Here is a 15,971-nt window from a genome sequence, read left to right on the forward strand (position 1 = left end):
CTATACAGAATCGGTTAAAGCCGGTTTGATCGCTTTCAGTCTGCAACAAGTCAGGAAATTGCCGTCTTTATGTCTGCTCCGTTCAGCTCTCTGCCCTATGGCGAAACTCTCGATGCCTTTCACCGTGGTGCATTCTATCTGGTGCAGCCATCCGCAAAAGGCCACCGTTCGGGGATTGATGCCATGATTTTGGCAAGTGCGGTACCAGCGGATTTTAAAGGCAAAGTTGCGGATCTTGGTGCCGGTGCCGGTGCGGCAGGACTGGCCGTTGCTTCACGCTGCGCAAACACAGATGTCACCCTGATTGAGCGTTCACCGGAAATGCTGCTCTATGCGGAAAAATCCTGCGCATTGTCCGAGAATACCCACATGCATGGCCGTCTGTCATGCCTGCAGGCTGATGTGACCATGACCGGCCCTGCCCGTCATGAAGCAGGGCTGACTGATAATCAGTTTGACTATGTGATTATGAACCCGCCTTTCAACCAGAGCCATGACCGTGCCACGCCGGACGATTTAAAGGCACAGGCGCATGTGATGCATCAGGGCATGTTTGAAAGCTGGATACGCACAGCATCGGGCATTTTACGTCCGCGCGGGCATATTGCGATTATCGCACGTCCCGCCAATCTGAATGAAATTCTGTCTGCGATGGAGCGCCGTTTTGGCGGCATCGCAATTGTTCCGCTCTATGCCAGACCGGATGAACCGGCCATCCGTGTCGTAATTACGGGCATAAAAGGCAGTCGCGCTCCGGTTTTCCTTGCGCCGCCGTTAATTTTGCATAAAAGTTCCGGCCATGAATTTACGCCACGTGCAGAAAGCCTCATTAATGGTTGCGACAACCTGTAACGGTTGTTGTTCAGGAGGACGGAGCACATTTTCCCGAAAACACGGACTGTCCGAACAGGTCTTTCGCTCTATTTAAAGCGCGGAACTCTGAGGACAGATCAAGGGTTGAGCGTTGTCAAAACGCTGCCCGCAAAGAAAAAGGCCGATACCGGATGACACAAAGCCAGACCAAGCGCCCCTTCTCAACGCTCCGCCATTGGCTCGACAGTGAATCCGCCAGCGGTATTGTACTAATGATTACAGCGGCGCTTGCTTTGATCGTCGCCAACTCCCCGTTATCAGCCACGTATTTTCAGGTTCTGGAGAGCAAGCTCGGCCCGATGAGCGTTCTGCACTGGATTAATGACGCGCTGATGGCCGTCTTCTTTCTTCTCGTTGGCCTCGAAATCAAACGTGAATTTCTCGACGGCCAGCTTGCCAGCTGGTCGAACCGTGCTTTACCGGGCATTGCCGCCGCTGGTGGCGTGATTGTTCCGGCACTGGTTTTTGCCGGTTTTAACTGGTCAAATCCGGAAACCATTCGCGGCTGGGCTATTCCGTCGGCAACCGATATTGCCTTTGCACTTGGTGTGCTGTCGCTGCTCGGCCCACGCGTACCAACCAGTCTGAAAGTCTTTCTGGCAACACTCGCCATTCTTGACGACCTTGCGGCCGTTGCGATTATCGCCGTATTTTACACCGCCGATATTGCCACGCTCTATCTCGCCGGTGCTGCCGGTATTTTTGCGCTGATGTTTATTCTGAACAAGATGGGCATTATGCGCCTCACCCCATATCTGATCCTCGGTGCCGTGCTTTGGTATTTTGTACTGCGCTCCGGTGTTCATGCAACGGTTGCCGGTGTGCTGACCGCGCTGACTATTCCGATCAAGCCGGCACTTGGCCGTCCTGATGATATGAGCTCTCCGCTGCACACGCTGGAACATGCGCTGGCAAAATGGGTCGGCTTTGTCATTGTACCGATCTTCGGTTTTGCCAATGCAGGCGTTTCCTTCGCCGGCATGAGCCCGTCGATCCTAGGTGACTCGCTCACACTCGGCATTGCGCTCGGCCTGTTTGTCGGCAAGCAGTTTGGCGTCTTCGGTGCGGCATGGATCGCTATTCGTGCAGGGATTGCCACCAAGCCGATGGGCGCAAGCTGGACACAGCTCTATGGCGTGGCACTGCTCTGCGGTATTGGCTTTACCATGAGCCTGTTCATCGGCCTGCTGTCCTTTGACAATGACCTGCTGCACAGCGAGACCAAGATTGGTGTTCTGCTCGGCTCCCTGCTCTCCGCCGTTTGTGGCTGGGCATTGCTGCGCATTTCCACACGCAACCGCGCTGTAAAATAACAGGTTCAGTTTTCACCCGCTGCAGCTATAACAGCGGGTGAAAACTATTTTATCGTCTGCTTTTTCACACCGGAGATTTTCAGTGCCGTCACTCATCAGCCGTGTTATCCCGCGTCGCTTCCGGGCTTCCGTTGTTGAAATTCCGGTTGTCCGGCTGAGCGGTGCGATCATGACCGGCAACAGCCCTCTACGACAAAATCTGTCGCTTGAAGGCATCGCGGTTCAGCTGGAAAAAGCTTTTGACAACAAACACAGTCCTGCTGTGGCGCTGAGTATTAATTCTCCCGGTGGCTCACCGGTACAATCACGGCTGATCTATAAGCGTATCCGCGATCTGGCCGAAGAAAAGAACAAGAAAGTCCATGTCTTTGTTGAGGATGTGGCGGCTTCCGGCGGCTATATGATCGCCATTGCCGGAGACGAAATTATTGCTGATCCGTCTTCCATTCTGGGTTCGATCGGCGTGGTTTCCGCTTCCTTTGGCTTTACCGAACTCATCAAGAAAATCGGCGTTGAACGCCGCGTGCACACAGCCGGTAAAAACAAAGCCACGATGGATCCGTTTCAGCCGGAAAAAGCATCGGATGTCGAACATATCAAAGCGCTGCAACTGGAAATTCACCAGACCTTTATTGATATGGTGAAAGAGCGCCGCGGCAGTAAATTGCAGGACAATGACGATCTTTTCACCGGTCAGTTCTGGACAGGTATTACGGCTTTGCAGCTCGGGCTGATTGATGGTCTTGATGATATGCGCTCACATCTGCGCAAGCTCTATGGCGAAAAAACCAAGCTTAATCTGATCCAGCCTTCGCGCGGACTGCTGGGGCGCAAAAGTACCGGCGGTATTTCTCATGCGCAAATGCTTGGCGCAGCAGGCGACAGCCTGATGAATGTACTCGAAGAAAAAGCTCTTTGGTCACGCTATGGCCTGTAACAGGCTTATGTTATCATAATATCATCAGAATAAGATGCTATAAGAGCTTCTTGAAACGAGGTTACAGCCTGATTAAATCAACAGGCATGTTATTTTTCCGGAAAGGAGCCGGTATGCCACAGCTGATTTTTCTGATCCTTCTGGTTGCAGCTGCGATCTATGGCTATCGCTCCTTCAAGCGCGAAGCGGCGCGTGTTTCCCAAAAAGTCCGTCAGGCCGAACAGGAAGCCCGCACAGGTGCCAGCGGCACACTGGTACGCGACCCGAAAACCGGTGTTTACCGTCCGGCAGATAAAGACTGATCCTAAAGCATGCCAGATATTTTAGCTTCACAGGCAGCGAGCCAACAGACTGCCTCACATCTTCGCGCCACAGCCTATGCCAAGCTTAATCTGGCGTTGCACGTGACCGGACGGCGCGAGGACGGCTATCATCTGCTGGATACGCTTGTTGCCTTTGCCGATTACGGTGACGAACTCACCGTTTCCTCTGCACAGGAAGACAGTTTTACGCTTTCCGGCCGCTTTGGTGCGGGGCTGCCAGCCAATGGCGACAATCTTGTTTTAAAAGCGCGTGATCTTCTGCGCGCGCATTTTCCGCAGCACAGCTCCGGCGTTGCCATTCATCTGGAAAAAAATCTCCCGGTTGCCTCCGGTATCGGCGGCGGGTCAAGCGATGCCGCCACAGTGCTGGCACTGCTTATGCGCCTGTGGAATATCGAAGCGGAACAGGCTTTGCTTGAGCAGATTTGCCTTCAGCTTGGTGCCGATGTGCCGATGTGCTTGCATGGTCAGCTCAACGGCGGTGCATTGATTGCCAAGGGCATCGGTGAAGACGTGCAAAGGCTGACCGGCCTGCCAATGCTGTCACTGGTGCTTGTGAATGACGGAACAGCAATTTCCACGCCGCAGATTTTCAAACATATGCAGAAGCGTGATAATCCTGCACTGCCGGAACTGACACGCTTGAATAGTCAGGCGGAGCTTTGCAACTTCCTGCAATCAACCCGCAATGATCTATTGCCGCCTGCTGCAGAACTTGCACCACAATTGCCGGAAATTCTGCAGGTTTTGCGGGACAGCGGCGCACAATATGCGCAAATGTCCGGCTCAGGCGCGACCTGCTTCGGCATTTATGATACAGCGGATCAGGCGCAACAGGCGGCAATGCATTTGCAACAGCACAATCCGCATTGGTTTGTCTGCGCAACCACGACCCTGTCCGACAAGATTTAACCGGAGACAGCCATGTCCGATACAGCCAAAGCCGAGCGTCCGTTCATTCCGGTGGGTATTGCGGTACTGACGGTTTCAGACAGCCGGACATTGGAAACAGATACATCCGGTGCATTTCTTGCCTCCCGTATTGAAGAGGCAGGCCATCTGCTGCGTGACCGGCAGATCGTGACTGATGATGCTGCAAAAATTCGCGAGCTGGTTGTGCAATGGTCCAAAGATCCGGCAATTGATGTAGTGATTACCACCGGCGGCACCGGCTTCACCGGACGCGATGTGACACCTGACGCCTTGGAGCCGGTCTTCGACAAACGTATGGACGGGTTTTCGGTTATCTTCCATCAGCAGTCCTATGCCAAGATCGGTACTTCCACGATCCAGTCCCGCGCAACTGCCGGTCTCATCAACCAGACATTTGTTTTTGTCCTGCCGGGTTCCGGCGGCGCTTGCCGCGATGCATGGGACGGTATTCTCGCCCAGCAGCTCGACTATCGTCACCGCCCGTGCAATTTCGTTGAAATCATGCCGCGCCTTGATGAACATTTGAAACGCAAAAGCTAGAGCATAATTCCTTAAGCTGGGATCGGTTTAAAGTGAAATTATGCTCTAATTTTAAAAGTGTTAGAGCGACCTTTGTGTGTCAGGTCTGGCACACGGCGCTCTAATTGCGAAAAAGACATAAATTAAGTTCTTGCTTTGTTCTTATTTTCAGATTAAATTTGAACCATAAACGGCGCATCAGAGTCGCACATTTCGCGCTGTATTCATTGCTTCATTTTAATTGTTTTGCTCCGGTCATGCTGTCACGGCATTTCCGGCAAGGAGAAAGCTATGGCAATTTTACAGGAGGTTTTCGGACCAGCCGATCAGGCCGTCTTCTCCCGTTCGGCTGTCTTCGGATCGGAGCGCACGGATCAGGCAAATGCTATTGTTGACGGCACCGGCTTGCGGATTGACCACAGCCGTCGTCGCGGACGTGGTGCAGGTATCAATCCTTCCGGCCGGTTTGAAAGTCAGACACGCATCGACAGTGATGACGGCTGGAACTCTCTGGAAGAGCTGGAGCCGTTCAAGACAGAAGTCCAAATCGAAAAGCCGCGCACCATTATCACCCGTAATGACTCACCGGATATTAATTTTGACCGCTCAATCAATCCTTATCGCGGTTGCGAGCATGGCTGTATTTATTGCTTTGCCCGCCCTACCCACAGCTATATGGGACTGTCTGCCGGCCTTGATTTTGAAACCAAACTCTTTGCAAAGCCGGATGCAGCACGGTTGCTGGAAAAGGAACTTTCCAAAGCCGGTTATACTCCCAAGACGATCGCCATTGGCACCAATACAGACCCTTATCAGCCGGTAGAAAAAAAATGGCGGATTATGCGGGATATATTGAGTGTGCTGGATGCCGCCAATCATCCGGTCGGCATCGTCACCAAATCCGCACTGGTTACCCGCGACATTGATATTCTGGGTTCGATGGCCGAGCGTGTTCTGGCAAAGGTTGCCCTCTCTGTCACCACGATGGATGCCAAATTAGCACGGAATATGGAGCCGCGTGCCTCAACACCGGGATTGCGCTTACAGGCCATCCGGCAGCTGAATGAAGCAGGTATTCCGGTATCGGTGATGCTTGGCCCTGTGATCCCCGGCATCAACGACCACGAGATTGAACGTATATTGGATGCCGCCTATGCGATGGGCGCACGCGAGGCGGGATATGTCTTGCTGCGCCTGCCTTATGAGGTCGCGCCACTCTTCAAGGATTGGCTGCTGCAGCATTTTCCTGACCGTTACCGCCATGTCATGTCCCTGTTGCGCTCAATGCGCGGCGGCAAGGACTATGATGCGGAATGGGGCAAGCGGATGCGTGGTGATGGTCCTTATGCGTGGCAGATTGGCCGCCGCTTTGAAATTACCTGTAAAAAGCTCGGGCTGAATATTCATAAACGGCGCCTGCGTTGTGATCTGTTCACCCCGCCGCAAACAAGCGGTGTTCAGCTCTCGCTTTTCTGATCTGCCCTCAGAGCGGCTCCAATCAATATCGATACGTTGGAACCGCTCTTTTTCTTTGTTTTCACGCATTTCCGTATGCATCGGAAATGCTCCGGCAGATATAGGCTGCCCGTCCTTTTGCCGGCAGCCTTCCACATCGTGCCCCCCCCTTTTTGCGATGTGGCTTGCGGAGAATTGGATAGGATGCAATCTCAGCACATGAGTAAAGCACCATCTGATTCTCCGCTTTTTTCTGAAAAGCGACCGAAGTCGCCAGCCAAGATAAAGGCTGACAAATCTGAAATCTTCACGCCGGATTACAGCCATGAGCAGCAGTTGCAAGCTCAGGGGTACAAACTGATTGCAGGGCTCGATGAAGTCGGCCGCGGCCCTCTTGCAGGGCCCGTAGTTGCGGCCTGCGTGATCCTCGATCCTGATAATCTGCCTGAAGGTCTGGATGACTCAAAAAGGCTTACTGCTGCCAAGCGCAACCGGCTGTTTGAAACAATTATGGAAAAGGCTGTTGCCGTCACATTATGCAGCCTCAGTGCGCGTGCGATTGATGAAAGCAATATTCTGGCAGCCTCACTGCTGGCCATGAAGCGCTGCGTTGGTGCGCTGACGGTTCAACCCGATTATGCTTTGATTGACGGCAATAAAACCCCAGGCGGATTGCCCTGCCCTGCCATGACATTAGTCAAAGGCGATCAGCGATCCCTGACCATTGCTGCCGCTTCAATCATTGCCAAAGTCACCCGCGACAAGATGCTGGAACGCGCAGGTCTTATCCATCCTGCTTACGGCCTTGAGAAACATGCAGGATACGGCACTGCGGCGCACCGGCAGGCGATTGAAGAACAAGGGCCGGTTGCCGGTCTGCACCGCTACAGCTTCGCTCCGATTAAGGGACGCTGGACAGCGGATAAATAAGCGAGGCACCGAATACGCGCCCCCGAGCCGGTTTCAGGATATTCTTAACTGCAAGAAATAAGCATCGCCGCAGAACAACAAGCCCGATTTCAGACATAAAAAAACGCCGCATAAAGCGGCGTTTTTTTTTGAACTTTATGAACTGCAATCAATTCAGGTTGGTTTTAACCTGATCCAGTGATGCTTTGAACATTTCACCGGCAGTTTTTGCGTCCATTTTATTTGCAATCAGCGAACCGGCAGCAGCAACAGCAATTTCCACTGCAGATGCACGAACCTGATTAACAGCATCACTTTCAGCCTGAGCGATTTTCTGTTCAGCCAGCTTATTGCGGCGAACAATATAATCTTCCGACTTCGCTTTTGCTTCGCTCAGCAGAGCTGCAGCTTCACGCTGTGCAGCAGCAACGATTTCGCCAGCTTCTTTTTCAGCTTCTTTGCGCTTGCGGTGATATTCAGCAAGCAGAGCCTGAGCTTCTTCACGCAATGTGCGTGCTTCGTCCAGTTCCTTGGCGATATTGGCAGCACGTTCATCAAGCGAACGGCCAATCATGCCAGGCACTTTAAGATAGGCCAGCAGCGCCAGGAAAATAATCAGACCGACGAGGGCAATAAATGTTGCATCCATAATGGTCTCCCTTACGCGCTGACAGCTTTAACAGCAGCTGAGATTTCAGCTTTGTCGGACTTGCCGCCAAGCAGTTTCTCAACGATTTCTGCAGTTGTTTCTTCAGCAATCGAGCCGAGATCGCTCATCGCTTTTGCCTTAATGGCAGCGATGCGTTCTTCAGCTTCAGCCAATTTCTTTTCAAGCGATGCTTCAACGGTTTTGCGTTCAGCATCAATGTCATGCTTTGCCTTGTCGCGGGCTTCCTGACCGATAACAGCCGCGCTCTTGCGGGCTTCAGCCAGTTCCTGCTCGTAAGCAGCAATTGCATTGTCAGCATCGGTTTTCAGGCGTGCAGCCTGTTCCAGATCCTGTGCAATACGGTCACGACGCGTTTCGATGACGCCGCCGATACGTGGCAGCACAACGCGCGACATGAACAGATAGAACAGCCCGAAGGTAATCGCGAGCCACAGAAGCTGCGATGCATAATGGGTGGAATCAAATGGTGGAAACACGCCTTTACCGGCATCGTGCGCCACACCTGTTTCAGTGTGCACAACAGAGTTGCCACTGTCAGCTCCCGACACTGGTGCCGGCTGAGAGTCAGTTGCGGTTTGGGCAAACGCCGTGGACACGAACATCCATTTTCCCCTTATCACTCAGGCTTAATAAACGATAACCAGCCGCATATGCCTTCAGGTCTCACAAGGAGATTTTTGCATATGCGGCCGATTTAATCCGGCAGCTTAAGATTAAACTGCGAACAGGAGCAGAAGCGCGATGAGCAGCGAGAAGATGCCCAGAGCTTCAGTTACGGCGAAGCCGAATACCAGACGGCCGAACTGGCTGTCAGCGGCAGACGGATTGCGCAGTGCACCCGAAAGAAAGCTACCGAAAATGTTGCCGAGGCCGAGAGCCGTACCGGCCATACCGAAACAGGCCAGACCTGCGCCGATGTACTTTGCTGCTTCCGCTTCCATGTTAAGCTCCTTCTGGATTGATATAAATGCGGATTTCAGTTCTGGCGGAAACCCGCCGGTGATATTTCAGAGCGACCTGTTATTTCAAAATCATGTGTCAGACACAGGTATTTTCAAAATGCAGAGCCTGATTGGTAGATAGGCAAGACTGCTGCCCGATAACGGACAGCAGTAATTTCAGTTAGTGACCGTCCGGATGAACTGCATCATTGATATACATGCAGGTCAGAACAGTGAACACATAGGCCTGCAGGAATGCGACCAGGAATTCCAGACCGGTAATAGCAACGGTCATGAACAGAGGCAGGATCGCACCACCAACACCGAGCGGACCGAGTGCTGCCATGGAAACCACGAAGCCTGCGAAAATCTTTACGGTGATGTGACCGGCCAGCATACTGGCGAAAAGACGCACAGAGAGGCTGATCGGACGGGACAGGAAGGAAATGATTTCAATCGCGGATACCAGCGGCACGATAGCCATAGGAACACCACTTGGCACGAACAGCTTGAGGAAGCGGAAACCGTGCTTGAAGAAACCGTAAATAATCACTGTTCCGATCACCAGCAGCGCCAGCGCGAAAGTAACAATAATCTGACTGGTTACGGTATAGAAATACGGGAACAGACCGATAAAGTTTGCTACAAGGATGAATGTGAACAGAGAGAACACAAACGGAAAAAATTTCATCCCATGAGAACCGGCAGAATCCCGCAAGGAGGATGCCACAAACTCATAGGCCATCTCAGAAACTGACTGCAGGCGTGTCGGAACAATGCCGCGACCTGCTGATGTCAGAAACAGAAAAGCGGAAGCGGTTACGACAGTCAGCACCATAAAGGCGGACACATTCGTAAACGACAGATCGACACCGCCGACATCGATAGGAATCCATCTGGAAACCTGAAACTGATGGATCGGATCGTTTGCCACCTTAACCTCACCTGTCACCCGTGCCCGAAGGCGTTACATTCATGCCCGAGGGCGCTTCTCAACCGCAAACTTGCGTTCCGGTCTTTTCAGAACACTCAAAAGCAAATCTGCCTGAGCCGCCCTGATTGCCTTTACAGGCTTATTCACTGCCGTGCATATGAAGGATAACCTTTATGCACATTATTTTTCTTTCTGTTGCTTCTCGCCCACATTATTGCCGCTTTCTGCAACATATCCTGCGGTGCGTAAAACATTCAGAGTACCGGCACCGAATCCTAAAAAGAGAAAGATAATCAATCCCCAAGGGTTCGTACCCAGAACACGGTCAAAAAACCAACCTAAAACTGCACCTACCACGATACCAGCGATAAATTCACTGGATAATTTCATGGCCTGCGCCATAGAGCTTGCGTTTTTCTCAGCCTGTTCGTCTTTTTTGGATTCCACCCCCACGCCCTTAGCAGCCAAATGGCTTTCAAGCTTACGAAGACGGTCGTCCAGACTCCCCTGAGCGTCGGCCTGAGATCCGGTCTGCACCGGACCACCAGCTTCGCTTGCCGCATCATCGGATTGCTGAGGCTTTTCGGGTGTTTTCCCGACTGCCATTCATGCCTCCTTTGGCAAGAAAACCGAGGTTTCCACCCCACTCTGAAGTCGGCCGCAACATATTAACAGCCAACTCATTCGTCAAGGCACTGTCTGCACAGAAGTTGAAGGTTTTTTGTATTATTAAATCATATACTTAACAGGCAGCAGCATGAAGCAGGCCTTGAATCCTGCTTCACACCGTGATTTCAGACAGCGAATCCTTGACAGATCAGCTCCAGCCGCCGCCATAAGTCCGGTAGAAAACATGCAGGCCGATCTTTTTGACTTTTTCCATCGTTGACGCCCAGCGGGGACGTACATAAGTCGCATGATAATGGGTCGCCGAACCCACTTCCGGCAGCCAGATCTGACCCGCTGTGACAGCTTTCGCTACCTGCTGTGCCATACGCCAGTGACCAGGCTCTGTGACACGATGTTTTAAACCGTCACAGGCAAAGGAAAACTGACAGGCATTACGCCAGTCTTTATTCTGATAAACTACGCCGCAGATCGTGGAAGGATAAGCAGGATTGCGCACGCGATTGAGAATGACCTGACCAACGGCCGCCTGCCCTTTGACCGGCTCGCCGCGTGCTTCAAAATAGATACCTTCAGCCAGGCATTTCTGCTCTGCCGCACTGAATGCTGCCGGTGGCAACGGGGTCGCTGCCCAATTGTGATCCCGCGCACTGATTGGCGGAATGAAGCGTCCATTGTCCTTTTCCGGCACCAGAATGCTCTCAAAAGGCGATATTTTGGCATAATCCGGCTTGGACGGCGCATAACCGAGCGCCAGCACATCCGGTGTATCATTGGTAATCAGCGATGCGAGTGCTGTCGGCACCGGCACGACCGGCTTCACTTCCGGACGGTGGAAAGCAAGTGTGATTTCCACTTCCTTGCCGCGGATCGGACCTTTAACGAAAGCTGTTTTGACGTCTTTTTTACCGGCTACCGGCTGCATCAGCCTGGGACTCACCGATGAAACCTGCTCTGCCAGCGAACCGGCATTGAACATGCGTGCCGGAGCTTTAGTCTGCACGGAAACCAGACGCCCCTGCTTGTCAGTGCGACTAATACGTTTTTCATCGGGATTAGGATCGTCGACACCGCGTTTTCCGCCGGCAACGCGTCCGCTCATTACCACGCGACCCACGCCGCTGATATCTGCCGCAGCGCTCAGGCTGCCTGTGACTACGGACGAATCAACAAACGGCATTTCCGCCTGATGAATGGAACCGGCAGGCGCATCCACCATATAGGTTGCCCAGCGGCTGCCCGATTGCTCGGCAACACTCATCATACTGGCCATATCCTGATAGGCGATGACATTGCTTGAATAGAAAAACAGCCCTACTCCGGCGAGAAGCTTTGGCAGGGTCGCGGATTTGCGCTTCTGCTTAACTGTTACGGCCACCGGATAATAGCGGCCATCCTGCGGGCAGTAACCCTCGGAAGGATAATACCAGACCTGTGCTGGCTCATTGCCGGATCGGCCAAACAGGGCCCGCAAAGCTACACTACGCACCGGAATACTCCACTCACTCAACAAGATGACTATAGTCAGATAATGATCTATTAACCTTGATGCTTCGTTAACGCCGGTAGCGTTTAGTCATTGATTTTATTTATTAATTTTTAATTAACACGAAGATTGCCAGTCACCTTAAGCGGTTAGTTTTTATTGACCTTTCCCGTGGCAGGGCGGCAAAAATCCGGACTTCACCCACAGGGATAGTTCATAAAAAATATTTCTAATTTAGAAAAATCATTAGTCCAAAAATAAACCTGCCGGATCATCAGTGCATGATGATCCGGCAGGTTTAATATTGTCCATTACAGGCTTTAATGCAGAACCGGCTTCGTCAGGCGACCGGAAACTCCCCGCGATAGCGCCTTGGCAACATCGCAGACAGAGTAACGCCGCGAATAAACAGGAACATATTCAGCGCCAGCCACAGGCTGTGATTACCCAGCCAGTCACGGGTACCGTAGAGTACACCGAAAAACACAAACAGCGACAGGAACATCATATTGCGCATGTCTTTCGACCAGGATGCGCCGATAAAAATACTGTCCATCTGGAAAGCATAAAGACCGGTGAGTGCAGTGAGCGACACCCAAGGCAGATAATAAACCGCCATCATGCGGACATCCGGCTCCGTTGTCAGAATATTGACCAGACGATCTCCGAAAGCGAGGAAGATCAGCCCCATGACAAAAGCCATGACCATGCCCCAGAAGAAGGTCAGCTGAATGGAGCGCCGGAAGGCCGGACTGTAACGCGCACCGACTGCCCGCCCTGCCAGCTGCTCGGCAGCAATCGTTACCCCTTCCAGAAAGAAGCCGACAACGAGATAGAAATTCATCAGCACCGCATTGGCCGCCAGAGTGATTGTGCCCATTTCATTGCCGACGCGGGCAAAGAATACATAGGTCGACATCAGCAACAGCGAGCGGATCATAATATCGCGGCTGATAACGATCATCCGCCACATACCGGCTTTGTCGAACAGGCGATTGACATCCAGCTTGCGCAAAGCGCCGCCGCGCCAGATCAGCACTGTCATACCTGTAATGGCTGCCACGGTTTCGCCGGTGACAGTCGCCCATGCAACACCGGAAACCTCCCAGCCAAGCCCCAAACCCAGAACCAGCGCCAGAATAATATTGATACCATTGAGCAGAAATTGCAGCGCAAGGCCGAACAGCCCCTTCCCGCGGCCGAGCAGCAGCCCCAGCACCGAGAAATTGACCAGCGCCATTGGTGCCGAGAGCATACGGATCGACACATATTCATTCAGCGCTTTGGCTGTATCCGATGTAGGCTTGAGAATATCATTGGCCGCATAGAGTGTGAGCGGCAGAAGCGCGATCATCAACAAACCGGCAACCAGCGCCACAATAATTGCGCGCCAGAACACCATAATTTCTTCCGAACGGTCACCGCGCCCCATGGCCTGTGCAACAAGCCCTGTCGTACCCGAACGCAAAAAGCCGAAAATGGAAAACAGACAATCGAAGACCAGAGCGCCCATGGCCAGACCGCCGAGCATACCGGCATTGCCAAGCTGCCCGATCACACCTGTATCCACCAGCCCGAGCAAAGGCGTGGTCATACCGGCCAATGTCATAGGAATAGCGATTGTCAGCACCATCCGGTGCGTGACATTGAACGGGCGAACGAGAGACGTTTCGAGCGCGTCATTATCTGGCTTGAACATAGAGCGGTTCCACTTAAAGCGGCCTCAAGGAGCCGCTCTATTTGGGTATTAACGCATTGTCCGGCGCACAACCGGCTTCCACTGTTACTGGAAATGCTTAGATACCACACGAATACTGTCAGCGAATAAAAAGACCCTGCTGTCAGCCGTGCGTGCTCCTCACCTGAAGATAGTAAGTGCAGATAGTTTTTCCGGTCAGCGCAGAAGATCCTGCACTGTCATATCCTGTTTTCCTGTCATGGTCAGCAGGTTTCTGTATCAGGACATCAAATTGTCGCGGCCGCCAGTGCAATTTACGGCAGATCAACACCGTAGAGCATCGCCCAATAAAGATAATGCGGCTTGTCTGCCCGCGCCGCATAGGCAAGGCCATAGCGGGTAAAAATCGGATCGAGCAGATTTTTACGATGACCGGCAGAATTCAGCCAGGCATTCAGTGCGTCCGGCACGTCTTTTTGGCCGGATGCAACATTTTCTGCAGCAGGGCCGCGGATACCGGCCTGTTTCAGCCTGCCGCCAAAACTGTTTCCCCAGCCGATACTGTGACCGATCTTGCCGTGCTTTGCCATTAACTGCGCCTGATGCAGTGCGGCCTGTTCAAGCTTTGCTTCCGGCATCATCGGCGGCGCACCATATTGGCGGCGCACTTTATTCACCATAGCCGCCACATCCTCTTCCGCAAAAGCATCAGAGAGCGGCAGGATGGCAGGGCTCAGCAACAAAGCGCCACCGGTAACCAGTAACCGGCGGCGTGAAATCAGCGCAGAAGGCAGCAATGTATCAGTCATCGAAAACCATAAATAAAAAGAAGGATTTTTCAGATGCATTCCCGAAGCCGCTACACGCCTTCAGAATGCATTTTATTTCCTGTAATTGATAATTCTGAGCAAAATAAAGGCAGGGATCACAACTGCCGCGCCCAGCAGCAGATAATCAGCAAAACGGGACAAGGCCGAGAAACCCATATTCCAGATTCTCACGAAGAAATCGCGAATGTTCCAGAGAATATCATAAGGTGTCCAGTTAAAGGCATGCATCACAACGCCGACAATCAGTGACACCAGTATCAGTTTAACGATGACACGACCCGGTGTATCGCCCAGAAAGCGGGTAGCACGGTCAGACATAGAAGCACTCCTTTGTTGAGACCAACAAATAAGCGCGAATATCTGAAGAGACAAGCCTTCCCTGCGCCGGATATTGACCGGTTGCGTTCCACATTCAGGTATCAGCGGCTGTTTTTATAGGTACGCGGCAGGCTCTGGCTCTGGCGCAGAAAAGAGCGGTTCATGCTGCGTGTGTCTGTGAAGCCGCTGGCCACAGCCACTTCAAGCAGAGATGCATTTCCGCTCATCAGCAATTCCTTGGCGCGCTGCACACGCAATTCCTCGCGCACCTGAAAAGCGGTTTTGCCCAATCCCAACCGGAACCCGCGCTCCATCTGGCGGGTGGAAATCCCAAGACGGCGTGCGACTTCAGCCATTGCCAGCGGATCTTCCAGCGTTTCCTCAAAAATACGGATTGCCTTGCGGATCATCGGCGAGCGAACACCGTTGAAACTCAGCGCAGGTTGCTCCGATGTCAGCAACTCATAAGGAAACATCAGGATAGAAGCACTTTTACGTGCCAGCTCCTCGGAGATTTCCGCCTGAATGATGGAGAGTGCCAGTGAAGCAGCGCCCAAACCACCCGCGCAGGTAAAATGCCTGCCACTGCGATGAAACAGGCTGGTCGTATCCGCCGTGAACCCGTCAAATAATTGCAGAAAATCGTCTTTATGAAACCAGTTCACGCAGCAATTGCGATCTTCCAGCAATCCGGCCTCAGCCACAATGAAAGCGGCAGTACATAGGCCGATGACATTTTTCTTCTGCCGGTCGGCGCGTTTCAGCACTTCAATCAGCGTATTTTGCCCCGGCCGGTAATGAGGAAGAACCCCGCCGACAACAACAATATAATCACAATCATCCAGCGCACCGATCGGAGCGGTTGGTTCCACCGCCATGCCGGAGCTGGATTCCACCGGCAGGCCGGTGAGCGTACAGATTTTCCAGCCGCAACGGATTTGGCGGCTTTTGTCCTTATCATCTGCGGCAAGGCGAAACGGATCGAGAAACAGGCTGAGCGCAGACAAGGTAAAACCGGGCAAAACAACAATACCCAGCGTCAGACGCTGTGTTTCTGTTTCTGTGTTTAAAACTGTTCGGTTCTTTTCCATTGCCATGATCGTGCGTATCACTCCCCTTGAAACGCATAATCCTGTCTGTCATCCGGCATACAGGCCAATCTGAGCGATAAAGTCCGTCACAGCTTTTGTAAAGAGCGCATAGAATTGTGAGTACAATACGCGCT

Annotated in this window: 18 protein-coding genes; 8 read left to right on the forward strand and 10 right to left on the reverse strand. The window is 52.5% G+C overall.

Features of this window, described 5'->3' with window-relative positions:
* Positions 1-69: 69 nt before the first annotated feature.
* The 8 genes from F7P81_RS02465 (at position 70) to F7P81_RS02500 (ending at position 7,283) form a co-directional block, all read left to right on the forward strand.
* Entirely contained in the window at positions 70-852 is a 783-nt protein-coding gene (locus tag F7P81_RS02465) for a tRNA1(Val) (adenine(37)-N6)-methyltransferase (RefSeq protein WP_151158444.1), read from the forward strand.
* Between the two features lie 152 nt (positions 853-1,004).
* Positions 1,005-2,186, forward strand: a complete 1,182-nt coding sequence (gene nhaA, locus F7P81_RS02470; RefSeq protein WP_151158445.1) for a Na+/H+ antiporter NhaA — start codon at positions 1,005-1,007, stop codon at positions 2,184-2,186.
* Positions 2,187-2,268: 82 nt separating this feature from the next.
* Positions 2,269-3,123, forward strand: coding sequence for a S49 family peptidase (locus F7P81_RS02475; RefSeq protein WP_151158446.1), 855 nt, complete (start codon positions 2,269-2,271; stop codon positions 3,121-3,123).
* Positions 3,124-3,236: 113 nt separating this feature from the next.
* Positions 3,237-3,425: a membrane protein gene (locus tag F7P81_RS02480; protein ID WP_022711138.1), complete on the forward strand. Its 189-nt coding sequence runs from the start codon at positions 3,237-3,239 to the stop codon at positions 3,423-3,425.
* A gap of 9 nt (positions 3,426-3,434) precedes the next feature.
* Positions 3,435-4,358 carry a 4-(cytidine 5'-diphospho)-2-C-methyl-D-erythritol kinase gene (locus F7P81_RS02485; RefSeq protein ID WP_151158447.1) on the forward strand — a complete coding sequence of 308 codons (924 nt, stop codon included), beginning with the start codon at positions 3,435-3,437 and terminating at the stop codon, positions 4,356-4,358.
* Between the two features lie 12 nt (positions 4,359-4,370).
* Positions 4,371-4,919 carry a molybdenum cofactor biosynthesis protein B gene (gene moaB, locus F7P81_RS02490; RefSeq protein WP_151158448.1) on the forward strand — a complete coding sequence of 183 codons (549 nt, stop codon included), beginning with the start codon at positions 4,371-4,373 and terminating at the stop codon, positions 4,917-4,919.
* Between the two features lie 270 nt (positions 4,920-5,189).
* The gene (locus tag F7P81_RS02495; protein WP_151158449.1) at positions 5,190-6,374 is read left to right on the forward strand and encodes a PA0069 family radical SAM protein; all 1,185 of its coding nucleotides are present in this window, start codon (positions 5,190-5,192) and stop codon (positions 6,372-6,374) included.
* A 198-nt stretch (positions 6,375-6,572) separates the two neighbouring features.
* On the forward strand, positions 6,573-7,283 hold the full coding sequence (locus F7P81_RS02500; protein WP_151158450.1) for a ribonuclease HII: 711 nt from the start codon (positions 6,573-6,575) through the stop codon (positions 7,281-7,283).
* A 148-nt stretch (positions 7,284-7,431) separates the two neighbouring features.
* Here the strand turns inward: F7P81_RS02500 and F7P81_RS02505 are convergent, their stop codons facing one another.
* From F7P81_RS02505 to F7P81_RS02550, 10 genes are all read right to left on the reverse strand, one after another.
* Complete coding sequence (locus tag F7P81_RS02505) at positions 7,432-7,911, reverse strand: F0F1 ATP synthase subunit B (RefSeq protein ID WP_151158451.1); 480 nt, start codon at positions 7,909-7,911, stop codon at positions 7,432-7,434.
* A gap of 11 nt (positions 7,912-7,922) precedes the next feature.
* The gene (locus F7P81_RS02510; protein WP_022711132.1) at positions 7,923-8,534 is read right to left on the reverse strand and encodes a F0F1 ATP synthase subunit B; all 612 of its coding nucleotides are present in this window, start codon (positions 8,532-8,534) and stop codon (positions 7,923-7,925) included.
* A 111-nt stretch (positions 8,535-8,645) separates the two neighbouring features.
* Positions 8,646-8,873, reverse strand: coding sequence for a F0F1 ATP synthase subunit C (locus tag F7P81_RS02515; RefSeq protein WP_022711131.1), 228 nt, complete (start codon positions 8,871-8,873; stop codon positions 8,646-8,648).
* 181 nt (positions 8,874-9,054) lie between these two features.
* Positions 9,055-9,807, reverse strand: a complete 753-nt coding sequence (locus F7P81_RS02520) for a F0F1 ATP synthase subunit A (protein WP_022711130.1) — start codon at positions 9,805-9,807, stop codon at positions 9,055-9,057.
* Between the two features lie 180 nt (positions 9,808-9,987).
* On the reverse strand, positions 9,988-10,413 hold the full coding sequence (locus F7P81_RS02525; RefSeq protein WP_022711129.1) for an AtpZ/AtpI family protein: 426 nt from the start codon (positions 10,411-10,413) through the stop codon (positions 9,988-9,990).
* 211 nt (positions 10,414-10,624) lie between these two features.
* Positions 10,625-11,923: a cell wall hydrolase gene (locus F7P81_RS02530; RefSeq protein ID WP_151158452.1), complete on the reverse strand. Its 1,299-nt coding sequence runs from the start codon at positions 11,921-11,923 to the stop codon at positions 10,625-10,627.
* Between the two features lie 337 nt (positions 11,924-12,260).
* Positions 12,261-13,619: an MATE family efflux transporter gene (locus tag F7P81_RS02535; RefSeq protein WP_075654371.1), complete on the reverse strand. Its 1,359-nt coding sequence runs from the start codon at positions 13,617-13,619 to the stop codon at positions 12,261-12,263.
* Positions 13,620-13,912: 293 nt separating this feature from the next.
* Entirely contained in the window at positions 13,913-14,407 is a 495-nt protein-coding gene (locus tag F7P81_RS02540) for a CAP domain-containing protein (RefSeq protein WP_151158453.1), read from the reverse strand.
* Positions 14,408-14,479: 72 nt separating this feature from the next.
* On the reverse strand, positions 14,480-14,746 hold the full coding sequence (locus F7P81_RS02545) for a DUF6460 domain-containing protein (RefSeq protein WP_022711125.1): 267 nt from the start codon (positions 14,744-14,746) through the stop codon (positions 14,480-14,482).
* A 101-nt stretch (positions 14,747-14,847) separates the two neighbouring features.
* The gene (locus tag F7P81_RS02550; RefSeq protein WP_151158454.1) at positions 14,848-15,843 is read right to left on the reverse strand and encodes a GlxA family transcriptional regulator; all 996 of its coding nucleotides are present in this window, start codon (positions 15,841-15,843) and stop codon (positions 14,848-14,850) included.
* Positions 15,844-15,971 lie beyond the last annotated feature (128 nt).

Origin of the sequence: Pseudochrobactrum saccharolyticum, from assembly GCF_008801715.1 — a bacterium.
In the GTDB taxonomy this organism is placed as follows: Bacteria; Pseudomonadota; Alphaproteobacteria; order Rhizobiales; family Rhizobiaceae; genus Pseudochrobactrum; species Pseudochrobactrum saccharolyticum.

What these genes read in the sequence shown, in the direction of transcription:
- F7P81_RS02465 (WP_151158444.1), top strand. Translation starts at nt 70, where the DNA reads ATGTCTGCTCCGTTCAGCTCTCTGCCCTATGGCGAAACTCTCGATGCC.
- nhaA (WP_151158445.1), top strand. Translation starts at nt 1,005, where the DNA reads ATGACACAAAGCCAGACCAAGCGCCCCTTCTCAACGCTCCGCCATTGG.
- F7P81_RS02480 (WP_022711138.1), top strand. Translation starts at nt 3,237, where the DNA reads ATGCCACAGCTGATTTTTCTGATCCTTCTGGTTGCAGCTGCGATCTAT.
- F7P81_RS02485 (WP_151158447.1), top strand. Translation starts at nt 3,435, where the DNA reads ATGCCAGATATTTTAGCTTCACAGGCAGCGAGCCAACAGACTGCCTCA.
- moaB (WP_151158448.1), top strand. Translation starts at nt 4,371, where the DNA reads ATGTCCGATACAGCCAAAGCCGAGCGTCCGTTCATTCCGGTGGGTATT.
- F7P81_RS02495 (WP_151158449.1), top strand. Translation starts at nt 5,190, where the DNA reads ATGGCAATTTTACAGGAGGTTTTCGGACCAGCCGATCAGGCCGTCTTC.
- F7P81_RS02500 (WP_151158450.1), top strand. Translation starts at nt 6,573, where the DNA reads ATGAGTAAAGCACCATCTGATTCTCCGCTTTTTTCTGAAAAGCGACCG.
- F7P81_RS02505 (WP_151158451.1), bottom strand. Translation starts at nt 7,911, where the DNA reads ATGGATGCAACATTTATTGCCCTCGTCGGTCTGATTATTTTCCTGGCG.
- F7P81_RS02510 (WP_022711132.1), bottom strand. Translation starts at nt 8,534, where the DNA reads ATGTTCGTGTCCACGGCGTTTGCCCAAACCGCAACTGACTCTCAGCCG.
- F7P81_RS02515 (WP_022711131.1), bottom strand. Translation starts at nt 8,873, where the DNA reads ATGGAAGCGGAAGCAGCAAAGTACATCGGCGCAGGTCTGGCCTGTTTC.
- F7P81_RS02525 (WP_022711129.1), bottom strand. Translation starts at nt 10,413, where the DNA reads ATGGCAGTCGGGAAAACACCCGAAAAGCCTCAGCAATCCGATGATGCG.
- F7P81_RS02535 (WP_075654371.1), bottom strand. Translation starts at nt 13,619, where the DNA reads ATGTTCAAGCCAGATAATGACGCGCTCGAAACGTCTCTCGTTCGCCCG.
- F7P81_RS02540 (WP_151158453.1), bottom strand. Translation starts at nt 14,407, where the DNA reads ATGACTGATACATTGCTGCCTTCTGCGCTGATTTCACGCCGCCGGTTA.
- F7P81_RS02545 (WP_022711125.1), bottom strand. Translation starts at nt 14,746, where the DNA reads ATGTCTGACCGTGCTACCCGCTTTCTGGGCGATACACCGGGTCGTGTC.
- F7P81_RS02550 (WP_151158454.1), bottom strand. Translation starts at nt 15,843, where the DNA reads ATGGCAATGGAAAAGAACCGAACAGTTTTAAACACAGAAACAGAAACA.